This is a genomic window from Halalkalibaculum sp. DA3122 (assembly GCF_043951865.1).
Taxonomy (GTDB): domain Bacteria; phylum Bacteroidota; class Rhodothermia; order Balneolales; family Balneolaceae; genus JAMQKA01.
The window spans coordinates 18716-43162 of sequence record NZ_JBINJF010000033.1; the positions used below are offsets into that span (position 1 = coordinate 18716).

Sequence of the window (24447 nt, forward strand, 5' to 3'; positions counted from 1 at the left end):
TGTTTTGTTTGAGGACGGTTGCAAAACCGGTTTGAGCACTTGCCAGTCACCACAAACTTATCCAGACCGGGTGTGGGTTTTCAACAACTCCCTGATTTTTTTCTCCTTCTTCTCGCTCGCCCTGTCCAGCGGTTTGGAGACCTCCGCAGAACAGATATCCAGTGCCTGCAGGGCACACTTGATGCCGTTAACGACTTTTTCGGCAATAAAACCGCTGCCACCATATACCACTTTCGTCAACCGCATAATTTTACGTTGTAAATTTTGAGCCTTGTCCAAATCCCCAGAGGTTACCGCCTTGTACATGGCGACATATAGTTCCGGGAAAATGTTGGCTCCGCCCGGTATACCGCCTTGTCCACCCACGATCAGGGATTCCATCAGCAGCTCTTCGGGACCCATATAGAGCTCCGTTTCGGTCTGTTCGGTGAGTTCCCGGAGTCGCTGGAAATATATCATATCGCCTGAGCTATCTTTCATTCCGCGTACGCCCTCCCTCGGGAGAAGACGGGCGACAGTCTCCAGTTCAAACGATACCTGGGTGACCCCGGGATTATTGTACAGGTATAACGGCAGGGAGATCTCATCGAGCATCTGGTCAACCAACCTGTACAGTCCATGCTGTTCTATCTTATAGAAGCTTGGCGGGGCCAGTACCAGCCCCCGGGCTCCACACTCTTTCGCCTTATCCGCCAGCTCGACGGCCTCCCGGAACGAGGTGTTCATAAGCCCCACCCATACAGGAATTCGTCCCTGCACCTGGTCACACACTTTTTGTATCAGCGTAACGCGCATGGACTGCTTTATACTGGGGCCCTCCCCGGTAGTCCCCAAAAGAAACAGGCCGTGCACCCCGCCCGATATGAGATGTTCCACCAGGTTTTCTATGCCCGGCAGGTCCAGCGCGTCATCATTCAGCAGCGGGGTTACCATGGGCGGTACAATTCCTTCAACTCTGTTCATATCAAATAATGGATTTTTTGTTGCTGATACGATTAAATGCTAAAAACCGGCCAGGCGGTCGCTACTCATTCCTGGTGCTATCTCCTTTGATCAAGGATCCCAAAAAGCCAACCAAAAAGATGACCGTTGTTCCCAGTACAATGGTCAGGTAGGAGTGGATCTGGTAACCGAGCGTACCCTCCAGCTGGAAAAACCTGGACAGGCTCAGCCACATGATCACCCCGATTCCGGCGATCACCCCGACGATCGGGGCAACAGTATTGCGGGTGCGGGTAAAGATGCCCAGCAGGAACAGCCCGAGCATCCCGCCGCTGAAGATCGAAGAGAGTTTCCACCAGGCATCCAGCGCACTGGTGACATCAACCAGGGAGAGCCCTATAAAAATTCCTGCAGATCCGACCAGCAGGGAAGAGACGTACAGCACCCGCATCGAATCCCGCTCACTGGCCGCACGCTTGAAAAAACGCTCGTAATAATCGGTCAGGAATACGGTGGCTGAACTGTTCAGGCTGGTCGATATCGTGCTCATTCCCGCTGCAAATATAGAGGCGACCAGCAAACCGGTGATGCCCGGCGGCAGTTCATTAACAATAAAATAGGGGAATATACGATCGCTCCGGCTGGCCTCCGTAAGTTCGGGCGGCAGGTGCCCGGCAGAGGAGGCATAAAACGCATACAGGGCCGTCCCGATAAACAGGAAAAAGGCGGAGACAGGAATGTAAAGCAGTCCGCCGTACAATACCGAACGTCGGGCCTCTTCGTCAGTCCGGGCGGCCACATACCGCTGTACATAATTTTGATCGATCCCGTAATTCTGCAAATTGATAAACGTACCGTAGATCAGCACCACCCAGAACGTAGACTCATAAATATTCAGATCGAAACTGCCCAGGCTGAACTTGTGATGCTCGAACGCCACGGCAAACAGCTGTTCGGGTCCTCCCGGCAGGTAGAGCAGGATATAACCGATGCAAAACAGGGCCCCCGCAATAAGAATAATCCCCTGGATGGCATCGGTCCAGACCACCGCCTGAAGGCCGCCGAGCACCGAATAGATGATAACGGTAAGGCCGGTAACGATAATAATCGTGGCTATATCCCATCCAAAGACAGCATGAATAGCCAGCGCCAGCAGGTACAGGATGGTACCGATCCGCATTAGCTGGGTCAGCAAGTAGCAGGTGGAGACATAGACCCGCGCCCACGAGCCAAACCGATCTTCCAGGTAGGTATAAGCTGAGGGACTGTTGACACTGCGGTAATGTGGCACAAAAAAGTAAAGCGCCACCACAATGGCTATTGGAATGGAAAGGCTGAATACAAAGGCGTTCCAGTTTGACATGTACGCCTCTCCCGGCAAGGCCAGATAGCTGATGCTGCTGACAAAGGTCGCAAAGATCGACATCCCGATGACCCATCCCGGGATCGTATTATCACCGAGCGTGAAGGCGGAAGAGGTTTTGTTCTTGCGATAAAAGGAACCGCCAAAAACGGTTATTCCAACCAGGTAGACAAAAAATATGACGACATCTATCGTTGTCATATTCTATTAAAAGTCTATCTTTTCCGGATCCAGCACCACATGCTTTACCCTCTTTCTCTTCCAGGTATAGGTGATATGCACCAGCCCGTCGGATGCCTGGATGACGGCGGGGTAGGAGTATTCCCCGGGTGTATCCTCGAGTGTTATTACAGTATGCCACTGTTTCCCATCTTCCGAAACGGCCACATTCAGCGGCGTTCGGGGCCCGCCCCATTCTCCTTCATCTTTTTCAGAATGGTTGTAGACCAACAGGTGATGTCCATTGTCAAGGGTAACCGCATCGGTGCCCGAATTGGGATTGGGAAGTTCGGTAGGTGTCAGCGAACTCCAGCTATAGCCCCCGTCATAGGACCACGAGGTGATAATGCGATTATTTTTGCTGCGGGCCAGTATCTGGAGTGTATCACCCCCGTGCCGGAGGATGCTGGGCTGAATCACATCGTACTCCTTCGCGTCGTTGATCGGCCCGACCAGCTGCCATGTTTTGCCGGTGTCCGGGGAAATCTCGAAGTGGACACGCCACCCGTCATGCTCTGTGCTCGACGGGCTGATCAGGCGGCCATCTTCTGTCATAATCGGCTTGTTTTTGATGGGGCCTAAAATATCTTCCGGCAGCCGGTATCCCCGTGACCAGCTTTGCCCGTAATCGCCGGAGGTCTTCAGGGCACCCCACCATTCCCTGGGATTTGGCCCGACTTTGTAAAACAACATCAGCTTTCCGTCGGGCACCTGGAACAATACTGGGTTCCACGTGGGATATCGCTTGTCGGCATGTTGCACTCCGTCGGCCACTGAAACCGGATCTGACCAACCAGCGCCCGTATTGCGGCTCAGCCAGATCTCCACATCCTCGTTGCTCTCTTCGGTGCCCCCAAACCAGGCGGCAACCAGTCCATCGGGAGTCGACTCAATGGTGGAGGCATGGCACTCCTCGAACGGAGCTTCGGTAAAAATAAACTCACTTTTTGTTATGGCTGTATTCTGAGCATCACATACTGCGCTTATTAGCAGTGATATCAAGATCGATAGAAAAATGACTGTTCGCTGCATACGTATAATAATCAGTAGTTAAGATTTTGATCCCCTGTATGATGCATCAACAGATCCCGTTGGCTAGACCTAATCTGACTATTTTTATGCAAAAAGTCATCCATAATATTTCTTTATGTTGATTGTGAAGGATGATTGCGCGTTAAGCCCTTGGTCAAGGCATAGCTTTTTCTCGCTGGTCATGGTTAAGAAATGCAAAGCAGGGATTTTCTGGACTTGGGGTTGCCACATTATTTGTTTTATCCGTTCCAGCCTGCGGATTTATAAGCCGCCCGGTAAAAGCGCAGCGCAGGCGTGTAGAAAGAAACCGTGCAGGGCGGGGAGCCACGTCCGTACAATATCTCAGTTTCTTTAGCCACAGCGGAACCCATCCAGGCGAATAAATCCACCGCCGGTGATTTTAGCTCGTTTTTTGATCACTCAATATAATGAACAGGCAAGGATGATTAGGAAAACCCAACGGAAAAAGTAACTGTATTCCTTATGAGAGGTGTCACTGTTTCTATCCCTAAGAGGTGGATCTCTGAAATCGAATGGAATATGAAAATTCATCGCTCCGATAGTAACCAACGTTATACTCAATCGGGCGATTCCCAGAATCGAGAACGAGTCTCTGGCGATAAAGAATCGGTAGATTCTCATCCACTCTCAAATACTTGGCTATTTTTTTATCTGCTGAGATAGCGCTCAGCTCCTCATTTGAGTAGACTGGATAAACGGAATAATCATCCTCCAGGATCGAATATAAAGGTCGGGTAAAATCCTCTTCCCCAGTCAACTTTATTCGGGGATGGAACCATGAAACAAAGTATACAAAAGGATGATTTTCGTCCCCACGTAGCCTCTCCAGTTTTAACACCTGCTTTCCTTCGTCTATTTGCAACGCTTCTGCCACTTCTCTATTTGCAGCTTCAAAATGGGACTGTATCAGGTAGTTATGTAGCTCAACGCCTTTTCGCAGCATCTCCTCGGTAAAACTGTGCCACTCAGAAAGGTAAGTTGTAATATTTTGATCTGACACATACGTGCCTTTTCCTGCTCGTCTCTCCAGCAGTCCTTCACGTACCAATTGCATTATTCCCTGGCGCACTGTGTTCCTGGACACTCCAAATTGGCTGGCCAATTCTTCTTCTTTAGGCAAAAACTTTCCACTGTCATACTCTCCGCTTTCTATCAAATCTCGCAGATAATCTTCAATCTGCTTATATAAAGGAACGGATGATTTATGATCGATTTGCATTGAAAACTGGTACCAGTAATTCCAAGTTTAGTATAGATTCATTTAATACTATGTTAACACATTTAATAAATGTACGTACATTTATACAAATCATAAAGATTTTAATATTTAAAATTGATTAGTGTACAGATACCAAAGCTATACTCATCTTGATTGTTGATCTTTTGTCGTAGTGCTGTCAACTGTAGCCTGCCCCCATCCAGTATCGATATATAACTCTGTGAGCTTCTCCTGTAACTTATTCACGCCTTCATCCGTCACGTTGGTTTGCCAAATATAGAGAGCGGTTAAACTTTTATTTTTTTGCAACTGTTGCAACCCCTCATCACTCACATCCGTTTGGTAGGCATTCAGGTATTCTAAATGCTCCAGTGAACTGACTATTGCCATTGCACTGTCCGCGATAGAAGTTTGCTCCAGGTTAAGTCTTGTAAGGTTGGTAAATTCCGCTAGATGCGAGAGTCCCTGGTCACTTACTTTGGTATTGGCCAGATCCAGCCAGGTGATCTGCTCAGAAATTGGGGTTAGTTTTTGCAGATTAACGCTGTCTTCAGTCGATGGATATTTTACCTGTAAGAAATTGGTTTCCTGTGCGATCGGGGAAATCTTAATCCCTTGACTTTTTAAGTTGTTGATAACCGATGTATCCGCTTTGGGCACCTCGGTTTTGGCCAGGAAACTGGTGCCCTCCACCGTCAGCTTATTCAAGGCTTCCGAGATATCTTCCGGCACCTGCATCTCGGATATGGTCAGATCCATCGGGGCTCCCTGGTCAATCCACCAGGTAATTAGATCCACCTGGTCCCCCGTAAGCTGCATTTTCCCTTCCGGCGGCATATGATCATCATCGGCCTCGGGAAGCAGCAGGCGGTGGACCAGGTCACTGCTGTCGGCACTTCCTGCTTTTAACGGTGGACCACTTTCTCCGCCTTCCATCATATTCTCATACGTGGTAAGCAGCAGCTCTCCTTTTTTCTTTTCAGGATTGTGGCAGCTTACGCAGCGAGTATCCAGGATTGGGTGTATGACATCCTGAAAAACTCTCGCTGAATCAATATTTTCAATTTTCGGTATTCCTCTATCTTCTTTGGGCGGTAATCCCGCAAATGGCCGAAGAGGCTCCGGCATATATTGGACCAGATAATCAGATCCGTGGGTTAATGAGCCACCGTAATGGCCCGCACTCACAAGGCAAAGGACCATCGCCGCAAGCACGCCCGTATAGACTTTCTTTAATTTTGGATTTTCGTAGTACCACTGGCGCAGCACAAAAGCGGCCAACGAGAGCAGGGCCACTGCTATCCCAAGCCACATGTGGATAGATAGTACCCCTTCTCCATATCCACCGTCCATGGAAAGAAGATAACCTGTACCAGCCGCACCGACCGCGCTGAGTCCGCCCAAAAACAGGGAAAAAGAAACCGCGTTCCCAAGATCCTTGTATCGCTCAAATCGCCCGAACAACTCCAGCAAAAATGCCAGCAGCAGGAAGCCAATCGGAAGATGTACCAACAGGGGATGAAAACGCCCGATAAACAACACTAGATCAGAGGGACTACCAGCAGCAGCGGACTGCAAGGCTACCGCAACTGCAGATTCAATAGCCACGCCATGGGCAACGACCTCTGCCAAGGCCCCTCCGCCCCATAGCATTGTAGTCAATACTAATCCAATACAGGTACTACTCAACATATACGAACTCCAAATTTCTTATTAATCTATTTACTTCTCAAAATATCTTATATCCGCTTACCTATATGTGTGCCACTTCTCAATTACCTATCAGATCGTTTAACGAAGGGCGGGGTAATGTGAGCAATTGCCATTGAAGATACCGTCAAACTCGTTCCTGCTTGATCGGACAAGATTGTCCGGCGCTCTCTATTGGCCAAACTGGAGATCAGATACTATTTTATGCTTCACCAGAACCAATTATCTCCTCATTTCGCCGACGACCTAAGCCTGAAATAGATCCAATTTCATCAGGCCAGGATATCCTCCACCACGTGCCCGTGCACATCAGTCAGGCGGAACCGGCGCCCTTGGTGCTTGTAGATCAACTTCTCATGGTCGATGCCCATCAGGTGCAGGATCGTGGCTTGTATATCATGAATATGCACCGGATTCTCCACGATGTTGTAGCCAAAATCATCGGTCTTGCCGTATTCGAATCCCGACTTGATCCCGGCCCCGGCCATCCACATGGTAAAGCAGCGCGGGTGATGATCGCGCCCGTAGGTTTCCTTGGAGAGTTCCCCCTGGCAGTAGGAGGTCCGTCCAAACTCCCCGCCCCAAACTACCAGCGTCTCGTCGAGCAATCCCCGCTGTTTCAGGTCTTTGATCAACGCTGCCGACGCCTGGTCAATGTCCTTGCACTGCAGGGGCAGCTGGTCGGGTATCCCATTGTGCTGGTCCCACCCCATGTGGTAGAGCTGGATAAATTTCACATCCCGCTCGGCCAGCCGACGCGCCAGCAGGCAGTTCGCGGCGTAGGTCCCCGGCTTTTTGGCATCTTCCCCATACATATCGAACACCCAGTCGGGCTCGTCGGACAGGTCCATCGTCTCCGGCACGGAGGTCTGCATGCGATAGGCCATCTCGTACTGGCTAATGCGGGAGGTAATCTCAGGGTCCCCAAACCGGTTCAGGTGCAGCTGGTTCAAATCCTTGAGCTTGCTGAGCATGTTGCGGCGGCTCATCTTGTTTACCCCCGGCGGATTATTCAGGTTCAGCACGGGGTCTTTTCCCGACCGGAATTGGACGCCCTGGTGCAAGGAGGGCAAAAAACCATTGCCCCACAATCGCGAGTACAGCGGCTGGTCAAACGGGCGGCCCGAGCCGCGGGAAATAAGCACGCTGAAAGCCGGCAGATTCTCGTTGTCGGAGCCCAGACCGTAGCTGATCCACGAGCCCATGCTGGGGCGCCCCGCCTGCTGGGAGCCGGTCTGGATGAACGTGATCGCCGGGTCGTGGTTGATGGCATCGGTATAGACCGATTTGACAAAACACAACTCATCGACCACCTCGGCGGTATGCGGCATCAGTTCACTGACGTATATGCCGCTGTCGCCATGGCGTTTAAAATCGTAGTGTGAGCTGGCCAGCGGGAACCCGTCCTGGTTGGCGGTCATCCCGGTCAGCCGCTGGTCTCCGCGCACCGAAGGGGGCAGGTCATCCCCGTGCATCTCGCGAAGCTTGGGCTTGTAGTCAAACATATCCTGCTGGGAGGGCCCGCCGCTCTGGAAGAGGTAAATGATCCGCTTGGCTTTCGGGATTACGTGGGGAGAATCCAGCACTCCATCCAAGCCCTCATCCCCCTTCGATAACATCGACTTGGGCAACAGCGAAGCCAGGGCCGCCGCCCCGAGGCCGAGGCTGGTTTTGGAAAGGAAATGCCTCCGGTTCATGTTGTTATTCAGCTTGTCAATTTCTTTATCGTTGGACATGGTCCTACTCCTTGGTTATCGTTTCATCGAGATTGAGGATGGTGCTTGCAACAATCGTACGTGCCGCCAGTTCCGGTTTTTCAAGGCTGCCGTCCAGCTGGTATTCGCCTACATTCAGCAGGCTATCGGCCCGGCTGGGCTGGTGCTGGAACGCCTGCAGCTCCTGGCGATACAGTTCTGACAGCAGTTCCACTTCTTTGCTTTCGGGCGAACGAGAGGTGGCCGCTTTAAACCCAAACGAAATCTGGCTTTGCAGGCTGTCTCCGCCCTCTTTCATCATCCGCTCGGCCAGCAGCCGGGAGGCCTCCACGAATTGCGGGTCATTCAGGGTAAACAGCGCCTGCAGCGGGGTGCTGGTCTTGCCCCGTTCTACCGAGGTGTGACTTCGGCCGGGCGTGTCAAAGGTGGTCATGAAGGGCGGGGGAGAGGTTCGCTTCCAAAACGTATACAGGCTTCGGCGGTACAGCGAATCCCCGCGGTCCGGTATGTATTCGGTCAGATGCCGGCCGGAGGTTTTCTCTTTCCACAGGCCTTCCGGCTGGTAGGGTTTGACGCTCGGGCCGCCCACCTGTTCGACCAGCAGTCCACTGGCCGCCAGGGCGTTATCCCGGATCATCTCCGCGGTCATCCGAAAGCGTGGGCCACGGGCCAGGTATGTATTTGAGGGATCCCGGGCCAGTTGCTCCTCAGTCATGATCGCCGATTGCCGGTAGGTCTGGGACATCACAATCCGCTTCTGCATCGCCTTCACGTCCCACCCGCTCTCGCGGAAGGTGACCGCCAGCCAGTCCAGCAGCCTGGGATGCGAGGGCAGCGAGCCCTGGTTCCCAAAGTCGCCCGGGGTATCCACAATGCCCTTCCCGAAATACATCTGCCAGTAGCGGTTCACGATCACGCGCGCCGTCAGGGGATTCTCATCGCTTACGAGCCACTGGGCCAATCCCAACCGATTTTTCGGCAGATCGTCGGGAAAACTCATCACACTTTTAGGCACGTTGGCCTTGACCTTTTCCCCCCGGTTGTCATACAACCCGCGCTTAAGCACGTAGGTATCCCGCTTCCTGATGCGTTCGCCCATCACCATGACTTCGCGGAGCGTATCGGTGAGCTGGCTTTTGCGTACCCGCAGCCCCTGCAGCTTATCGGCCTTCCGGTTGTACTCGGGGTCGTGGTGGAGCAGGTAGTGATCAAATAATATTTTCCGCTGGTACTCGCTGCGCTTGTTCGGGGCCCGGGCCATCAATTCCGGCAGGTCCTGGCTGCCCGATAAGGCCAATATCTCGGCCCGGCTCAGGCGGCGGTCGAAAATCTTCAGCTCATCCAGCTTCAGCCCTGTGTATTCAATCTTCTCAAATGAGCTTCGTTCTCCTATCAAAAATGGTTGTGAAGGATACGTTTCCTCTTCCTGCCCAATCACAATATTCTTAAACAGATTGTTTTGATGGATGCTGGTTTCCCACCTCTTCCCGTTTACATATACCTGGATGCCCTCAGCTCGACTTGATCCGTCATAGGTGACGCTCAGATGACTCCACTGGTTGAGGGGCAGCGCCTCCAGGGTTTTGATTTGAATAGCATTATACGGCCATCCGTGCATTAAGCGTACGGAAATTTTATTTTCAAGAAGGGACATGTCGTAGCCCCGGTAACCGATAAAAATATTCCCGGTTTTCACCAACACCGGGGCCTCTGAGCCGCTGGCCGTATCTGATGGATTGACCCACAGGCTAAAGGAGAACGGATCGGTCCGTTCGAAGGATGCAATATCCCCCACATTAATGGAATTGCCTTTTTCAAACTCAAGTGCTCCTCCAAATTTACCGTCCACCTCGGGCAGCTCCCCTTTCACACGGCCATCCAGGGAATCGCTGGCCAGGTTAGTTACTTTTCCATCGGAGATTCCATTAAAGTCGATATGAGCGACCAGCCCTTCGGTTCCGGGATCAAACGGGCCGGGCGACTGCTGGTGGTCTTGCCATTGGGCAAATTCTTCGTTTTTGCTGGACATAAGCTGTGCTACTTTTTGCTCTTGGTCACTAATAGCGGCATCGAGATACTGGATCTGCTGCTCGGCAGCACTGTCGGGCAACAGAATGGTGGGACCGGAGGCGCCGACATTGGGAATCTGTCCGGCCTCGTTGATATTGTTGAAGAACGCCGAAAACTGGAAATACTCTTTCTGGGAAATGGGATCATATTTGTGGTCGTGGCACCGGGCACACTCCATGGTCAATCCCAAGAACGCCGTGGAGGTGGTGCTGGTCCGGTCCACCACATACTCCACGCGGTACTCTTCGCCCACAATGCCGCCCTCCTGGTTTTGCATGTGGACCCGGTTAAACCCGGTGGCCAGCTTCTGCTCCCGGGTGGCATCCGGCAGCAGGTCCCCCGCAATCTGCCAGGTCGTAAACTGATCGAAGGGCATATTCTGGTTAAATGCATCAATCACCCAGTCTCTCCACGGCCACATGTGGTTGGGACCGTCATCCTGGTAACCGTGGGTGTCGGCATAACGGGCCACGTCCAGCCACTTGGCGGCCATGCGTTCCCCGTAGGCCTTGGAGGCCAGCAGGCGGTCCACAACCTTCTCGTAGGCGTCCTCGGAACTATCAGCCACAAATTCGTTTACTTCTTCCACCGTTGGTGGCAAGCCGGTCAGGTCAAAAGATACCCGGCGAATCAGTTTTTCTTTTGTGGCTTGTGGAGAGGGACTCATACCGTTCTCTTCCATCCTGCTAAGTACAAAATAGTCAATCGGATTTTGGGGCCAGTCCTCGTCCTCCACCTCCGGCAGCTCCGGCTTTTCGGGCGGAATAAACGACCAGTGCTTTTTGTACTCGGCACCCTGGGCGATCCACTTTTTAAGGATGGCAATCTCCCGGTCACTGATGGTCAAGTTGGACTCGGGCGGGGGCATCCTGAACTCAGGGTCATCCGAAGAAATACGCTTGTAGAGTTCGCTGTGATCGGGCTTGCCGGGGACCACCGCATGGCGGACCTGTTCATCCTCTTCTCCAAGGGCGGCATAGGCCTTTTCCTGGATATGCAGCTGCAGGTCCGCTTTCATGGCCGCCTCATCCGGACCATGGCAGGCAAAACAACGGTCCGAAAGGATCGGCTTTACATCAAAATTAAAATCTATTTTTTCCGGTATTGGCTCCCCTTTTCCCGCATACTCATCACCAGAACTGCAACCGGTAGCCATCATTAACATGATCAAAAGAAAAGCTCCGCCCGCAATATTACTTTGCTTCCCTGCCAGAACTAATAATCGGCCCATCACCTTTTATTTATGTATATCTTAGAATTTCGGTCTAGAGAGTTCTTCTAATCCTTGTGTCCCACTTCTTTTAATCCCAATCCCATATCTATCAACTCATTTTTATCCCAATATATCAGCGGAAGAATAGTACCCTCTCTGTTTTCCCTATAATTAATATAATATTAAGATAAAAACCGTTACCAAGATAGTAGAATATACAGACATGCAATGTTTATATGTTCAAACATAATAATCATGAAAATAACTGTCACCTGCAACAAGATTTACAGCAGGGACTGTTAACACGGGATTGCAACAGAAATCGGAATCTTCCGACCAAGCGTATTGGTGGTACCTATCCAGGCCCCTCTTCAAGAAGAGGGGTATAGCAAAATTGAATTTCTGCCTAAAAAATAAAACTTGCTTTTATTCCCGGTAAAAGCGATTAAATTTCTGTTATCTATTTCTTGTCATAGTCATTGTTGCAGGGCCCACGCTTTGGCATTCACTATACCGTTCGTTTCCGGTAGCTTATGATCGCGACCGGCAGCAGAACAACGGCCATCAGGGTAATGCCCCACACCATATCCTGTATATCGCCCCAGCCCGATCCTTTAAGCAGTACCATCCGCATGATCTTGCCAAAGTAGGCGAGCGGGTTGACTACTGTCAGCTGCTGCGCCCACTGCGGCATGCTTTCGATGGGAGTGAATATACCGCCCATCAGCATAAAGATCATTACGCAGAAAAAATTGATAAACATCGCCTGCTGCTGGGTGTTGGAGGCCGAGGAGATCAACAGGCCCAATCCCTGGATCGCCAGCAGGTAGATGGCCGCCGTGCCATAGATCAACAGCACATTGCCGCGAAACGGGATCTCAAACCACAGATAAGAGACAAGCAGGCCCACGGTCAGCACCAGCATCGCCAATATCCAGGTGGGAACCAGCTTGCCGGCAATAAACTGGTACTTTTTGATCGGCGTCACATTGATCTGTTCGATGGTGCCGATCTCCCGCTCCCGCACAATATTCAGCACCGAAAGCAGCAGGCATATCAGCGTCACCAGAATCGTGATAATGCCCGGCACCATGTACATGATGTAGTCGAGCGTGCTGTTGTACCAGTTGGAGGTGCTGATATTGAATCCAGCGCGCTTGACAGTTCCACCGATCGAGACCGTCTGGATTTCGGAGCTTACATTCTGCCCAAAACCACGCAAAATGGCCTGACTATAGCTCTGGATAAGGCCAGCCGTATTTCCATCCACCGCACTGATAATAAATTGCACGGCGGGCACCTGGCCGGAGCGCACATCTTTCTCAAAATCGCTGGGTATCACCATTACCATCTTGGCTCGGTTTCGCAGGATATCGTCGATTCCCTGCTCGTCACTGAAGCTCTGCCCCACCTTCGTAAAATAGCCGGTCGACTCAAACGTGTTGGCCAGCCGTGTCGAAAGGGTGCTCTGGTCGTGATCCACCAAGTGGAACTCCGCATCCTTTAGCTCAAAGGTAGCCGCATAGGCCAGCACCACCAGCTGAATAATCGGAACCGCAAACAGGATAAAAAGCATCGCTTTATCCCGCAGTATCTGTAAAAACTCTTTTTGTACCAGGTAGAATATGGTTCTCATTGTTTTTTCACTTATTCATCTAATATTGCGTGTATATTTTTAGGCTATCAGTAGTCACCTGTTCTGAAAGCTAGTTGCTGATAGCTTATTCAAGCCGGTCATGGAAATTACGGATCCCTGCAAATACCAACACCACCGTCATAGCTGCCAAGATGGATATCGGGAACCAGAGGTACTCAAAGCCGGTCCCCATCAGCATGGATCCACGGGCCGTTATCAAATACCACTTGGCGGGTACCACATGACTAAACCACTGCAGAACCTGTGGCATACTTTGCACCGGAAAGATGAATCCCGAAAGCAGGAACGTGGGCAGCAACGTACCCATCAGAGAGCCCATCATTGCCGTGCGCTGGTCTTCCGCCTTCGTAGAAATCAGGACACCAAGTGCAAGGGCTGAAAAGATCAGCAGCAGGGAGACAAACAAGAAAAACAGCACCGACCCCCGGAACGGTACCCTAAAAACCACCTCTGCCACTACCAGCACGGTTATCACATTTATCACCGAAAGTACCAGGTAGGGAATTACCTTCCCTACAATAATGTGCTGCGGCTTTAGTGGCGAGACCAGCAAGATTTCCATCGTACCGGTCTCCTTTTCACGTGCGATGGAAACCGAGGTCATCAGTGCCGACACCATCATCAGGATTACGGCGATCAGGCCCGGTACAAAATAATAGACACTTTTCAGCTGCGGGTTAAACAGCATCCGCACCGTTGGCTGTATGCCGATATTCGCCCCCGACACCATCGCATTTTCGGGCCGCCAGCTCTGGACAATAGCCCGGGTGTACTGCTGCACCAGTCCCGCGATGTTGGGCTCGCTTGCATCCGTGATGATCTGCAGGTCGGCCTGCCCCTCGCGCTGCATTTTTCGTTTGAAATCCTTCTCAAAGACAATCACCTGCTTGATACTCCCGGCCTGGAAGGCGGGATCAATCTGGTCATTCGACTCAAGATAAGTAGTGATATTGAGCTCGTCGGAGGCCTGGAGCTTCTGTATGAGCTGGCGGGTTATCTCGTCTTTGGAATGGTCCAGGATCGCGACCTGAGCATCATTCACCTCGTTCCGGACTGCGTAGCCAAAGATCAACAGCAGGGCGATCGGCAACCCGAACAGGATCAACAAAGTGCGGGTATCACGCAAAATATGCCGGAACTCCTTTATGACAAAACCTTTGAATGAATGCATAATCAGTTTACAGTGTGTCAGTGTACAGTTATCAGTTAAGCAGAATTTTGATCTTAATTTTTATTTGATGCGGGTTTTCTTGAGTATGGAGTATAAAATTTTGGCTAATTCGTCGGCATCCTTATGCATGCTTTCAAATGTTTTGGCATCAATAAATCCTGTGTCATTTAAAAGAGATAACCAGTATTTGGTCTCCAGGCACTCTTTGTATGAGATGGAAAGTTTGGCAGAAAAGTCTGCCTTTGAGATAGCACCATTAGCTTCAGCAATATTCGCACAAATGCTAGTACCTGACTTAAGAAGCTGTTTAGACAGGATAAACTCCTTCTTTTCGTCGCTTAAAAACTGATAGGCTTTAACGATCCTAATAGAAAACGCATATGATTTCTTATACAAATTATTATCCATCATCAACAAAGTTTATTTAATCAGCTATTAGCTAGATTGCTTTCATTGTGAATCCTTACAAAATAAACTATGAAATTTTGGTTAACTGTCAGTGATCCGCTGCTCACTGAAAATTGACACACTGCAAAACTGCTCACTGATCACTGCGCTTCGCACCACGTGCCAGCTCAATGAAAACCTCCTCGATATCATCAGCCTGGAACTCCTCCTTCAGTCCCGCAGGAGAATTCAGCGCTTCAATCCGGCCGTCCACCATGATGGAGACGCGATCGCAGTATTCGGCTTCATCCATGTAGTGGGTCGTCACAAACACCGTTGTACCCTCTTCGGCGGTCTTGTAGATCTGCTCCCAAAACTGGCGGCGTGTGATCGGGTCGACCCCGCCGGTGGGCTCATCAAGGAATACAATATCCGGGTCGTGCATGATCGCCACTGAAAATGCCAGTTTCTGTTTCCATCCCAGCGGCAGGGAGCCGATTCGCTTGCCACGGGCCTCACTCAGGCTCAGCGTCTGCAACAGGTCGTCGGCTTTCTGTTTAATTTGTTTAAACGGCAATCCATAGATGCCGCCATAGAGCCGAATGTTTTCCCACACAGTCAGATCTTCATAGAGTGAAAACTTCTGGCTCATATAGCCAATCCGCTTCTTGATCGATTCCGCCTGCGTGTACACGTCGTAGCCTGCGACTTTTGCTTCTCCTGAGGTGGGAGCCAGCAACCCGATGAGCATCCGTATCGCTGTGGTTTTGCCGGCGCCGTTTGCCCCCAGGAAGCCGAAGATCTCTCCCTGACCGACCTCAAAGCTGATCTGGTCGACCGCGGTAAAATCCCCAAACATTCGGGTTAAATTGGTTGCCTGTATGGCCAATTCATTCTGACTCATACCATTTCCTCCTGCATTAATGCCATAAAACTGTCCTCGATATCCGGCTGTACCGGTTTGACTTCAATGTTTGTAAATCCAGTTTCCGAGAGATATTGTCGCAACGCTTCCGGCTGTGGCTGTTCCCGCTGGTCGGTGTAGTGCACGTATTCCCCAAAAGGCTGAACTGAATGTGCGTACGGGTAATCGCGAAGCATTTTCAGTAGCCGGTACCGATTGTCGGCCTTTACAGCCAAAAGCGGCTTCTCGAAGGCTGCCACAACCCTTTCGGTCGTATCAATTTTCAGGATATGGCCTTCATCTATCAGGGCCACACGATCGCACTGCTCGGCTTCATCCATATACGGGGTAGAGGCAATGATTGTGATATTCTGCGACTTAAGGTGCTGAAGCATCTCCCAAAACTCCTGCCGAGATACCGCATCTACGCCGGTGGTGGGCTCATCCAGGATTAGCAACTCCGGTTTGTGGATCAGGGCACAACTCAGCGCCAGCTTCTGCTTCATCCCACCGGAAAGGGCACCGGCCAGGCGCGACTCAAACTTCTCGAGCTGACTGTAAATGGGTGCCACGAGGTCATAATTTTCTTCCAGCGTAGTACCGAAGACCGAGGCAAAGAAATCCATATTTTCCCGTACGCTCAGGTCCTGGTACAGCGAAAATCGGCCGGGCATATAGCCGAGAAGCGGGCGGATTTGGCGGTAATCGTCCACCACATCATATCCCAACACACTAGCTTTTCCCAAATCCGGTTTCAGCAGCGTTGTCAATATCCGGAAGAGCGACGTCTTCCCCGCGCCGTCCGGACCAATGAATCCGAACAGTTCACCTTCCCGGATCTCGACCGAAATCTCGTCCAGTGCGGTGACCTTACCGTAGGTCTTCGTCAAATTTTGAATACTTACAATGCTCATAGTTTTACCTTGTTAATGGCCTCAGATTCAAACAGATATGTTATTATCAGTAACAATCTGTGTAGATCAGTGGCTAAAAATTCACTTCACCCGGCATCCCTATTTTCAGAATGCCATTTGAGTTGGGGACCCGAACCTTCACTGCGTATACCTGTGTCACGCGCTCTTCCTTGGTTTGAATCTGCTCCGGGGTAAATTCTGCCTCCGAAGCGATCCAGCTGACCCGGCCCGCCATCGACTGGTTTTCTTCGGCATTTTTGTCCACCAGTACTTCTACCTGCTGCCCGAGTTTTATACTTGGCAATTGCGCGCCATCCACATAAACGCGAAGGATCAACGTATCGAGGTTAGCAATCCGGTAGAGCGGCTGACCTCGCTGCACCAGCTCATACGGTTCTACAAACGTTGTCAGAACAGTGCCGTTCACCGCGTTTATGATCAAGGCATCTTCAATCTGATCGTTGATTTGATCGATGCGCGCCTGCGTGGCGTTGATTTCCGCCCGTACCGACTGCTTCTGTGTCTGAAGTGCATCAATCCGCTTCTGGATGGTACGAACCCGGCCCTGGGCATCATCCAGTTTTTGCTGGGTGGTGGCACCATCTTTTTGCAGCGCCTGCAGCCGATTCAGGTTCGTTTCTGCCAGCGATAACTCTGCTTGCTGTACTTCCACCTCAGCATTAATATTTGTGATACGCGCACGAATCGATTCCAGTTGCGCCTCCAGCTCTTTCTTCTGCAGCGACAATCGTGTGGAATCCACATATCCCACCTGCTGGTCAGCCCGGATATTATCACCCTCCGTAGCGTTAAACTGCAACAGCTTACCACTCATCTCTGACGAAATTGTCGTTTCTGTCGCCTCAAACTGGCCGTAGGCATCCGAAGTCTCATTTGTAGCGCACCCCGATACAACAAGCATCAAAAGGGACAAGATGGTAAATAGGGAAGAGATTTGACTCCCGGTAGTATTGTTATCTGTTTCTTTCTGCACTTTCATGTTTCTGTGTTTTGAGTTATTGAGTTTCTTTGATGATTCTTTACCTACATTTGTGATGCTATGGCATATCTGCTTTCAGTTTGCTCTACATTAACCGGCATTGCATCATAGTCCGAAAGGCGGACATGCTGCCCAATCTTATAGCCTTTCAAAAGCCTGGAAATCAGTTGGAGAACCGCGGGGGAGTGGAGATAATCGGTATGGTTTTTAACCACCCCGCTGCAGTCGATAACATTGATCTTACCATGCCTTTTGAGCAGATCCTGCTGGTGAGAGGGGCCGGCATAGCCAAGAGCCTTCTTCCACTCAACCAGGCGAAAACCATATTTAAGGATACGGTCGTTCCGGTTGTGAAATGCATAGAAATGCTGAACTTTTTCCAGCAGATGGGGCATATTTTGATCTTCTAACATTATATCGGTGGGGATGGCAGCCCCGAGGGAGAATAGGTTCCGAATCCTGATATCGACTTCCACACGCAGTGCTTTGTACCCCACCAGCGCCGCCATACTGTGTCCCATAATATCGATAGTACAACCGGCCTTGGTCAGCCATCTTAACCAGGTACGAAACCGGTTGCCCGCCTCACCCGTATTTCTCTTGGCATGGAAATAGTCAAATTCTGTAAAACCGGACGGCCAGGTGTATCCAACAATATGATCGTACTCGGTGCTAAAGGCTCGTTGAATCCGCGCACGAGCCAACAGGAACTCCCGCACGGCGTACAGCAATGGGTTTTTAAAACCATGTACCAAGACCAATACTTTCTCGGGAGACAGCTGTGACAGGAACCAGTCTCTTGTAATCGGCCGTCCCTGGCCAAGCCCTCCGAGCTGCACGATACAGTCTTTTTCCGCAAATATTCTGCCATCATTCATGTCTTTCCTGGAGCTTATCAGGTACATAGCGTATAGGTTTATATTTTGATTTTTGGTAGAGCTTGATGAGAATTTCCCATCTCATCAAGCTGGCTTTATTGGGTGATTGTCGAGATGTAGGATGGGAATATGTTGCATATCCCACCGATGTCATCTGGATCAACCAATCGTTACTCAATAGGTACTCCGAGCGTAGTGGCGTACTCAATCTGAGCCTCGGCCAGCTGCACCCGGTTGATAAAGAGTGACAGCCGGGCCCGGTTTGCCTGGGTCAACTCCGTCACATATTCTGTAGCTGTAACCACACCGTTTTCAAGCTGACTCGCACTTTCCTTTACAATCTGCTCGCGCAGGGTAATGATTTCGCGATCCCGTTCTATGTTTTCCCGGATCGAGGCGATACGCTGTTCGATGCGGTCAAGCGAAGCCTGCAACTGCCGGGTAAATGCTTTTCTATTTTGATCCACTTTCTGTTGCTGCACTTTCAGTGCCTGCATTTCGGTATCGGAATTCCACAGATCGGTGAGATTCCAGCGCAGCTGTAGACCAACGATGTAATACTCGTGGAAATCGTCATTCAGGAAATTGAGCCCCGGCCGACCAAATGCCCCCGTACCAAAGGCTGAAATACTGGGTAGTTTTTTCGTATATGCAAGATCCATCTGTTTCTCGAGAGTCTTTTCGGTACTTTGGAAGAGTTCATATTCCGGGCGCCGAGGCTGCATCGATTGGTAGTTCACCCGGGGGGATGGCAAGCTCAGGTTCATGTCCGGCGATATCTCCTCCCCGATCAGCTCACTCAGCACTTGGTAACCGGCATCAACATTTGAGGCTATCGTGGCTGAATCTTGGTGCGCTTTTATAAGCTCTGCCTGCAGAATATGTTGCTGGCTCGGCAGGAGAACGCCATTTTCGACCTGTGAACGAACCGTTTTGATTCGCTCTTCAAGATCTTCAATCAACAGCGCGTTTACTTTTTGCTGCTGTTGCGACAACAGGATACCGAAATACACTTGATCTACCTGCTTGCGCACTTGGTGGAGTTCAATTTCTGAAGAGTGGATCTGCTGCTCTCCTTTGGCCCGCTCCAGCTCTTTCCTTATACCCACGGCCCCGCCATTGAAAATGTTCTGAGTAACTTTAAATGAGGCCTCATACTGGTCTTTACTTACGGCCGGGGGACCCCCGCCGCCGGGAATCGAAAAATCGGTAACCTCCGATTGGTAGCTGGCTTTGCCTCCAAGCTCTACATTTGGATAATAACCGGTATCGGCAATTTTGAGGTTGAGCTCGGTGATCTTCTGCTGAAGCTCAATGTTCTCAGCGGTCGGGTAGTTCTGGTTGGCCTGGGTATAGCAATACTGCAGGCTGAGTGAGTCAGCCGGTGCATTCGCCTGAACTGCCGAGGCAAAAAGTAGGATTAGCGTGAGTAGCTTCATTGTTTTTTATAGTTGATTGCGTTCAAAATGAAGTCGAGTAAAAAATCTTTTCGTTTTTCCAGGAATTCACGGTAGCCCGCTTCATCCAGCTCAAAAATCCCTTTTACCATCGTCTCTGCCAGAAAAGGGAAGAGGATCAGTCCAACAATGCTGGCCATAAGCTGTTTCGGTTCAATCGGGTCCATATTACCGCGGTCAACTTCCTCCTGAATCTGTTTCAAAAATTTCTTGGGAGGATGGATACCTCGTTCCCGGATAAAATTTCGCAGCCGCTCCGGGTTTTGATTCATCTCATGGATGATGAACTGGGAAATCCGGGGATTTTTACTCAAGAAAGAGTAGTAGGCCGCAATCAGGCGATCCACCTTTTCATCGAAGGGAATGTCAGAATCCAGGACATTAAAAATGATGGGGAAAAAGCGGCTCATCTCCCGCTGGTAGACCATTGTAAAAAGCTTGTCCTTGCTCCGGTAATAGTAATGCAACATCGACTTGTTGATATCCGCCTCATCTGCAATCTCCTGCATTCGGGCACCATCATATCCCTTGCGGTGAAAAACTCGACATGCCGCCTCAAATATCAGTTCCTCTGTATCTTTTTCTTGTGCAGTCATTCGTGATCAATTCTAAGTTTAAATACTAACTATATGATTCAACTATTTGGTTGAACCAATTCGAATTTTTTTGGAGCTGAATTCAGGCTGGTTCGAATTTCTTCCGTTTGGAAATCCTCCAGTTTAGTTTCCTTTACCTCAACTCCACCAGTAAACTAAATGATCCAAATAAATAATTCAACCATTTAGTTGAATTATTTGGTTTACATCTTCTATGGAAAAGAAAGTCAAGTATATATTTTCCCCTGTGAAAAAAATCTTGGTGAAAAATCCGGGTTAGGTACGGTATTGGTTTGCAGTAATACTGCAACCAGGCTTCCTCAAAAATTCAATATTCTTCTCCTGTGGCGGGAGTGTTCCCGTTGGCAGTCCTCCCGAAAGGAGGAGATTTTCTACTCTCTCCACATTTACCGAAATTTATCGTCGAGTATAATTTGGTCCCTTTAATTAGGATCCGCTGAGAAGCTCAATTTTACACCTGTTTCTCCGGTTAACAAGCATTGGACAAGAAAGATCCTGACAGGTAACATTACTGCGATACTACCAGTTATCTACAGCTGCAAATGGTTAGCTGATAGATTAAAACAGGTTTAAAATAACTTAACGTCACAATCTAGGAAGGAAAGCGATATTTTAGAGGGCTTTATAAAACCGAAAAACTGGGTAATCAATGTCAACTTTGACTGCCCATCAGAAAAGGAAAGAGCTCTTCAAAAACCATTTACACGATTAAATTCATCCTATTCTAATTCAGAATCCGGCAGGGCAAATACATGAAGGGTTCTCCCAATCGGTTGTGAAATCGGGGCACGGAATCTTCCGCCTCCTCCACCGGCGACAATAGCAACGTATTGTTTTCCATCTATCTCATAAACAGAAGGTGCTGAGAAGCCGGGCGAATCCATCTTGAATTCCCACAAAAGTTCCCCATTGCTCTTATCAAATGCGCGGAATCTATTATCTTCGGTAGCTGCTATAAAAATAAGTCCGCCAGCGGTCGTAACCGGGCCACCAAAGTTTTCCGCACCCGTCTTTTTATCAATACCCAAACTATCGGTTAAAACAGGATATTGTCCCAACGGTACTTTCCATTTTATCTCTCCTCTTTCTATATCTACTGCAACGAGTTCTCCCCAAGGCGGTTTAGTTCCTGGTAATCCTATATGATCTGTAAAATAGTCCAATTCAGGGATATATTGTGGAGTCGAAGTTGACCATTTCAACCCATCCCTTTCTCCACTCCAGGTAAAACCATGATCTCCCTCAAATGATAGCGTAGTATCCGCATCGGCACTGCTGGTTTCTTCGACTTCACTTTCCAGATAGGTTATAAGATGATCCATGTCTTCATCAGAAATACTTGGAAAAGCCGGCATATTACCTCGTCCCTCAGATATCACTGTTCGTATCGAATCAGAACCTATTTCCATATTCACAAGACCAGGTACTCCCGGGCTACCTTGTCTCTGGGCCCCATGACAGGCAGTACATTGCGAAGTATACAGAACTTCTCCACGCCGAACATCAGACATTTCTCCATATTGGTCTGGCTTCATAGGAACGAGTGTTAATATGAAAGGTATATTATTGACATTTACATACGCCGTATTTGTTTCAGGATCATATGAAGGCCCTCCCCACTCGTTACCTCCATGTATGCCAGGCGTTGTAATTGTTCCCTCAATACTAGGGGGCGTATAAACAGGACCCGTTTTGAGTTTTTTAAATTTTTCCAATGCAGCTTCATGAGATTCCGGAGTTATTTCCGTTAAATCAGACTCATATGTTGAAGTACGCACCAGGGGTTCCGGTTTCAGCGGCCATGGTTGTGTAGGATACGGTTCTTCACCGGGAACTGCTTCCGTTGGCACGGGTTTATCCACTACGGGAAATATTGGCTCTCCCGTATCTCTGTCTAACACCAGCATGGTTGGATGTTTTCCCGTCTGTACTACCACATCCCGGGACTCTCCATCATCACTATGTATGGTTGTCAGCATGGGAGGTGGAGGCAAGTCGTAGTCCCAAATATCATGATGAATTGCCTGGTAATGCCATTGCCGCTCACCAGTTGTAGCGTCCAAGGCTAAAATTGTATCAGAAAATAAATTTTTCCCTTTTCGTGATGTTCCACCACCATGTATACCACCAGTTGCAGAGCCCGTAGCTGCAAATACCCATCCTCGCTCTTCATCAACGGTTAATCCTGCCCAGGGATTAGCTCCACCGTAAATTATATTATCCTCCCATTCCCAGGTATCGTAGCCAAACTGACCTTCCTGGGGTACTGTGTGAAAAGTCCATTTATATTCTCCGGTAATTGTATCGAAGGCACGAATATTCCCGGGTGGTACAGTATTGCCTTCATTTAGCCTTGTTCCGATAATTAGATAGTTTCTATATGTTACTCCTGGAGTCGTAACATGGATTTGATCTTCAAGATATTTGGAATCCCATACATGATTCTCTTTTAAATCGATAGAACCATCATCACCAAAAGACTCAATGATATCACCGGTTTTAGGGTCCACTGCCCATACCAAATCCCTTGTATAATGAAATATTCGTTCATTGTTCCCCTCTTCATCCTCCCAGTAGGTCACACCTCGTAGCAACTCTCCATTTACAATATCATCGTTGGGATAGTGGTCGGTTGGATTAAATATCCATTCCTCTTCTCCTGTAGTTGCATCGAGCGCAATTAAATTCAACCTGGGATCGGAAATATACATAATCCCGTCTATGACAATAGGATTTGATTGCATGCCAGGGCCGGTTAATTCTCTCGTGTTGTATTCCCATGCCGGCTCCAATAAATGAACATTTTCTGTATTAATTTGATCAAGAGTTGAATATTGATTCCCTTTCTTGTCACCGCGATAAATAGCCCAGTCAGTAAAGTTGTTGTATTTACTTTGCCAGGTACGCTCTTCGATTGCAGAATCCGGAGTGTCTGATTGACAGCCGTAAAACAGAACAAAGATGAGTAGCAACGGAAATATAAGTTTTATCGATTTCATCGACTTTATATTAGACTGCCATGTTCAAGTAATTAATGCAACACAGCGATGTTTTCGGGTTTGTTGAATAGGATTAATGTAATCAAATTTTCAAACTGGTCGAAAATTCAGGTATTGCTTGACGGTGTTGATGCGCTGGCGGGAAATGTTTCGAAGGTCTGTACCTTTCGGGAAGAACAGTCGAAGTACCCAGATATGTTTTCTACGGTTCCTTTATCCTGAGAGGTACAGGAACGGATAACGTAGGTATCGGCCTGCAGGGGGTCGGCAATTTCTGGTGGCGTGGAAAGGCTTTGTCATTGTCGAAGGTTAGAGCTTTCATGAATGAGGGCAGAATCAGATACCGCCGCTAGGTGTTGGCCCGGCAATAGCCTTTGCCCTGAGGGTCCTTATTGGCTATATCGTGGTTAAGCTCGCGACTGATGGTAGGCAGTAGGCACGGAGGACCGGGCAACTTGCTTTGTTTATCACCTGTATCGATCAGGGATTTAATTTTGACGGGCGATTCCCTTGGCTGAGTTGGTGTTTTGCCTGCATAACGACTAACGAATATTACACGCTTGGCGGAAGACCCCAGGAGGAGCCCCTGGGATCTTTTTTTCGTGTTGCACTTACTACTTGAAATAAGGACTGCTTAACATTTTCTAAACTTTTATGTGTTATTCTATCCAAGTATTCCGAACGAAGCCTATTGTTACCATGAGCTCCTATGTACCAGAAAAAGTAAACTCGGGCAGGTGTTTGATTTCGCCCCCGTTCATCGCCGACTCATGGGCCAGCAGGCCCACGCAGGTCCAGTTGGCCGACTGCCGCGCGTTCGGGTAGGGCTCGCGATCGTTGGCAATCGAGTCCACAAACTCATGCGCCAGGTGCGGGTGGGATCCGCCGTGGCCCCCGCCCTGGATAAACGACAGGTGCGCGTGCTCGTCGGCGTCATAGACCCCCTCCTGGGTGAACTC

17 protein-coding genes and 1 pseudogene are annotated in these 24447 nt (G+C 49.5%); all 18 read right to left on the reverse strand.

Annotated features, from left to right (window positions below; translation table 11 throughout):
* Window positions 1-57: 57 nt before the first annotated feature.
* Complete coding sequence (locus ACG2F4_RS16630; protein WP_395262018.1) at window positions 58-963, reverse strand: dihydrodipicolinate synthase family protein; 906 nt, start codon at window positions 961-963, stop codon at window positions 58-60.
* Between the two features lie 61 nt (window positions 964-1024).
* Window positions 1025-2506, reverse strand: coding sequence for a sodium:solute symporter (locus ACG2F4_RS16635; protein WP_395262019.1), 1482 nt, complete (start codon window positions 2504-2506; stop codon window positions 1025-1027).
* Window positions 2507-2512: 6 nt separating this feature from the next.
* Window positions 2513-3556 (reverse strand): exo-alpha-sialidase, encoded by a 1044-nt coding sequence (locus ACG2F4_RS16640; protein ID WP_395262020.1) that lies wholly within the window; start codon window positions 3554-3556, stop codon window positions 2513-2515.
* Between the two features lie 508 nt (window positions 3557-4064).
* Window positions 4065-4796 carry a GntR family transcriptional regulator gene (locus ACG2F4_RS16645; protein ID WP_395262021.1) on the reverse strand — a complete coding sequence of 244 codons (732 nt, stop codon included), beginning with the start codon at window positions 4794-4796 and terminating at the stop codon, window positions 4065-4067.
* Between the two features lie 144 nt (window positions 4797-4940).
* Window positions 4941-6449, reverse strand: a complete 1509-nt coding sequence (locus tag ACG2F4_RS16650) for a DUF2231 domain-containing protein (protein WP_395262034.1) — start codon at window positions 6447-6449, stop codon at window positions 4941-4943.
* 329 nt (window positions 6450-6778) lie between these two features.
* Complete coding sequence (locus tag ACG2F4_RS16655) at window positions 6779-8242, reverse strand: DUF1501 domain-containing protein (RefSeq protein ID WP_395262022.1); 1464 nt, start codon at window positions 8240-8242, stop codon at window positions 6779-6781.
* Between the two features lie 4 nt (window positions 8243-8246).
* A complete protein-coding gene (locus tag ACG2F4_RS16660) occupies window positions 8247-11522 on the reverse strand; it encodes a DUF1553 domain-containing protein (RefSeq protein ID WP_395262023.1) in 3276 nt (1091 codons plus the stop codon).
* A gap of 490 nt (window positions 11523-12012) precedes the next feature.
* Window positions 12013-13140, reverse strand: a complete 1128-nt coding sequence (locus tag ACG2F4_RS16665; RefSeq protein ID WP_395262024.1) for an ABC transporter permease — start codon at window positions 13138-13140, stop codon at window positions 12013-12015.
* A gap of 85 nt (window positions 13141-13225) precedes the next feature.
* A complete protein-coding gene (locus ACG2F4_RS16670; RefSeq protein WP_395262025.1) occupies window positions 13226-14332 on the reverse strand; it encodes an ABC transporter permease in 1107 nt (368 codons plus the stop codon).
* A 60-nt stretch (window positions 14333-14392) separates the two neighbouring features.
* Window positions 14393-14743 carry a four helix bundle protein gene (locus ACG2F4_RS16675; protein WP_395262026.1) on the reverse strand — a complete coding sequence of 117 codons (351 nt, stop codon included), beginning with the start codon at window positions 14741-14743 and terminating at the stop codon, window positions 14393-14395.
* 130 nt (window positions 14744-14873) lie between these two features.
* Window positions 14874-15623 carry an ABC transporter ATP-binding protein gene (locus ACG2F4_RS16680; protein WP_395262027.1) on the reverse strand — a complete coding sequence of 250 codons (750 nt, stop codon included), beginning with the start codon at window positions 15621-15623 and terminating at the stop codon, window positions 14874-14876.
* Window positions 15620-16537, reverse strand: coding sequence for an ABC transporter ATP-binding protein (locus ACG2F4_RS16685; protein ID WP_395262028.1), 918 nt, complete (start codon window positions 16535-16537; stop codon window positions 15620-15622). The genes ACG2F4_RS16680 and ACG2F4_RS16685 overlap by 4 nt, the downstream gene beginning before the upstream one ends.
* Before the next feature lie 73 nt (window positions 16538-16610).
* Window positions 16611-17537, reverse strand: a complete 927-nt coding sequence (locus ACG2F4_RS16690; protein ID WP_395262029.1) for an HlyD family secretion protein — start codon at window positions 17535-17537, stop codon at window positions 16611-16613.
* Between the two features lie 44 nt (window positions 17538-17581).
* Window positions 17582-18442: an alpha/beta hydrolase gene (locus ACG2F4_RS16695; protein ID WP_395262030.1), complete on the reverse strand. Its 861-nt coding sequence runs from the start codon at window positions 18440-18442 to the stop codon at window positions 17582-17584.
* Between the two features lie 143 nt (window positions 18443-18585).
* The gene (locus tag ACG2F4_RS16700; RefSeq protein ID WP_395262031.1) at window positions 18586-19854 is read right to left on the reverse strand and encodes a TolC family protein; all 1269 of its coding nucleotides are present in this window, start codon (window positions 19852-19854) and stop codon (window positions 18586-18588) included.
* Window positions 19851-20468 (reverse strand): TetR/AcrR family transcriptional regulator, encoded by a 618-nt coding sequence (locus ACG2F4_RS16705; protein WP_395262032.1) that lies wholly within the window; start codon window positions 20466-20468, stop codon window positions 19851-19853. The genes ACG2F4_RS16700 and ACG2F4_RS16705 overlap by 4 nt, the downstream gene beginning before the upstream one ends.
* Before the next feature lie 740 nt (window positions 20469-21208).
* A complete protein-coding gene (locus tag ACG2F4_RS16710; RefSeq protein WP_395262033.1) occupies window positions 21209-23488 on the reverse strand; it encodes a PQQ-binding-like beta-propeller repeat protein in 2280 nt (759 codons plus the stop codon).
* Window positions 23489-24195: 707 nt separating this feature from the next.
* Window positions 24196-24447: pseudogene (locus ACG2F4_RS16715) on the reverse strand (gfo/Idh/MocA family oxidoreductase); the annotation flags it as partial.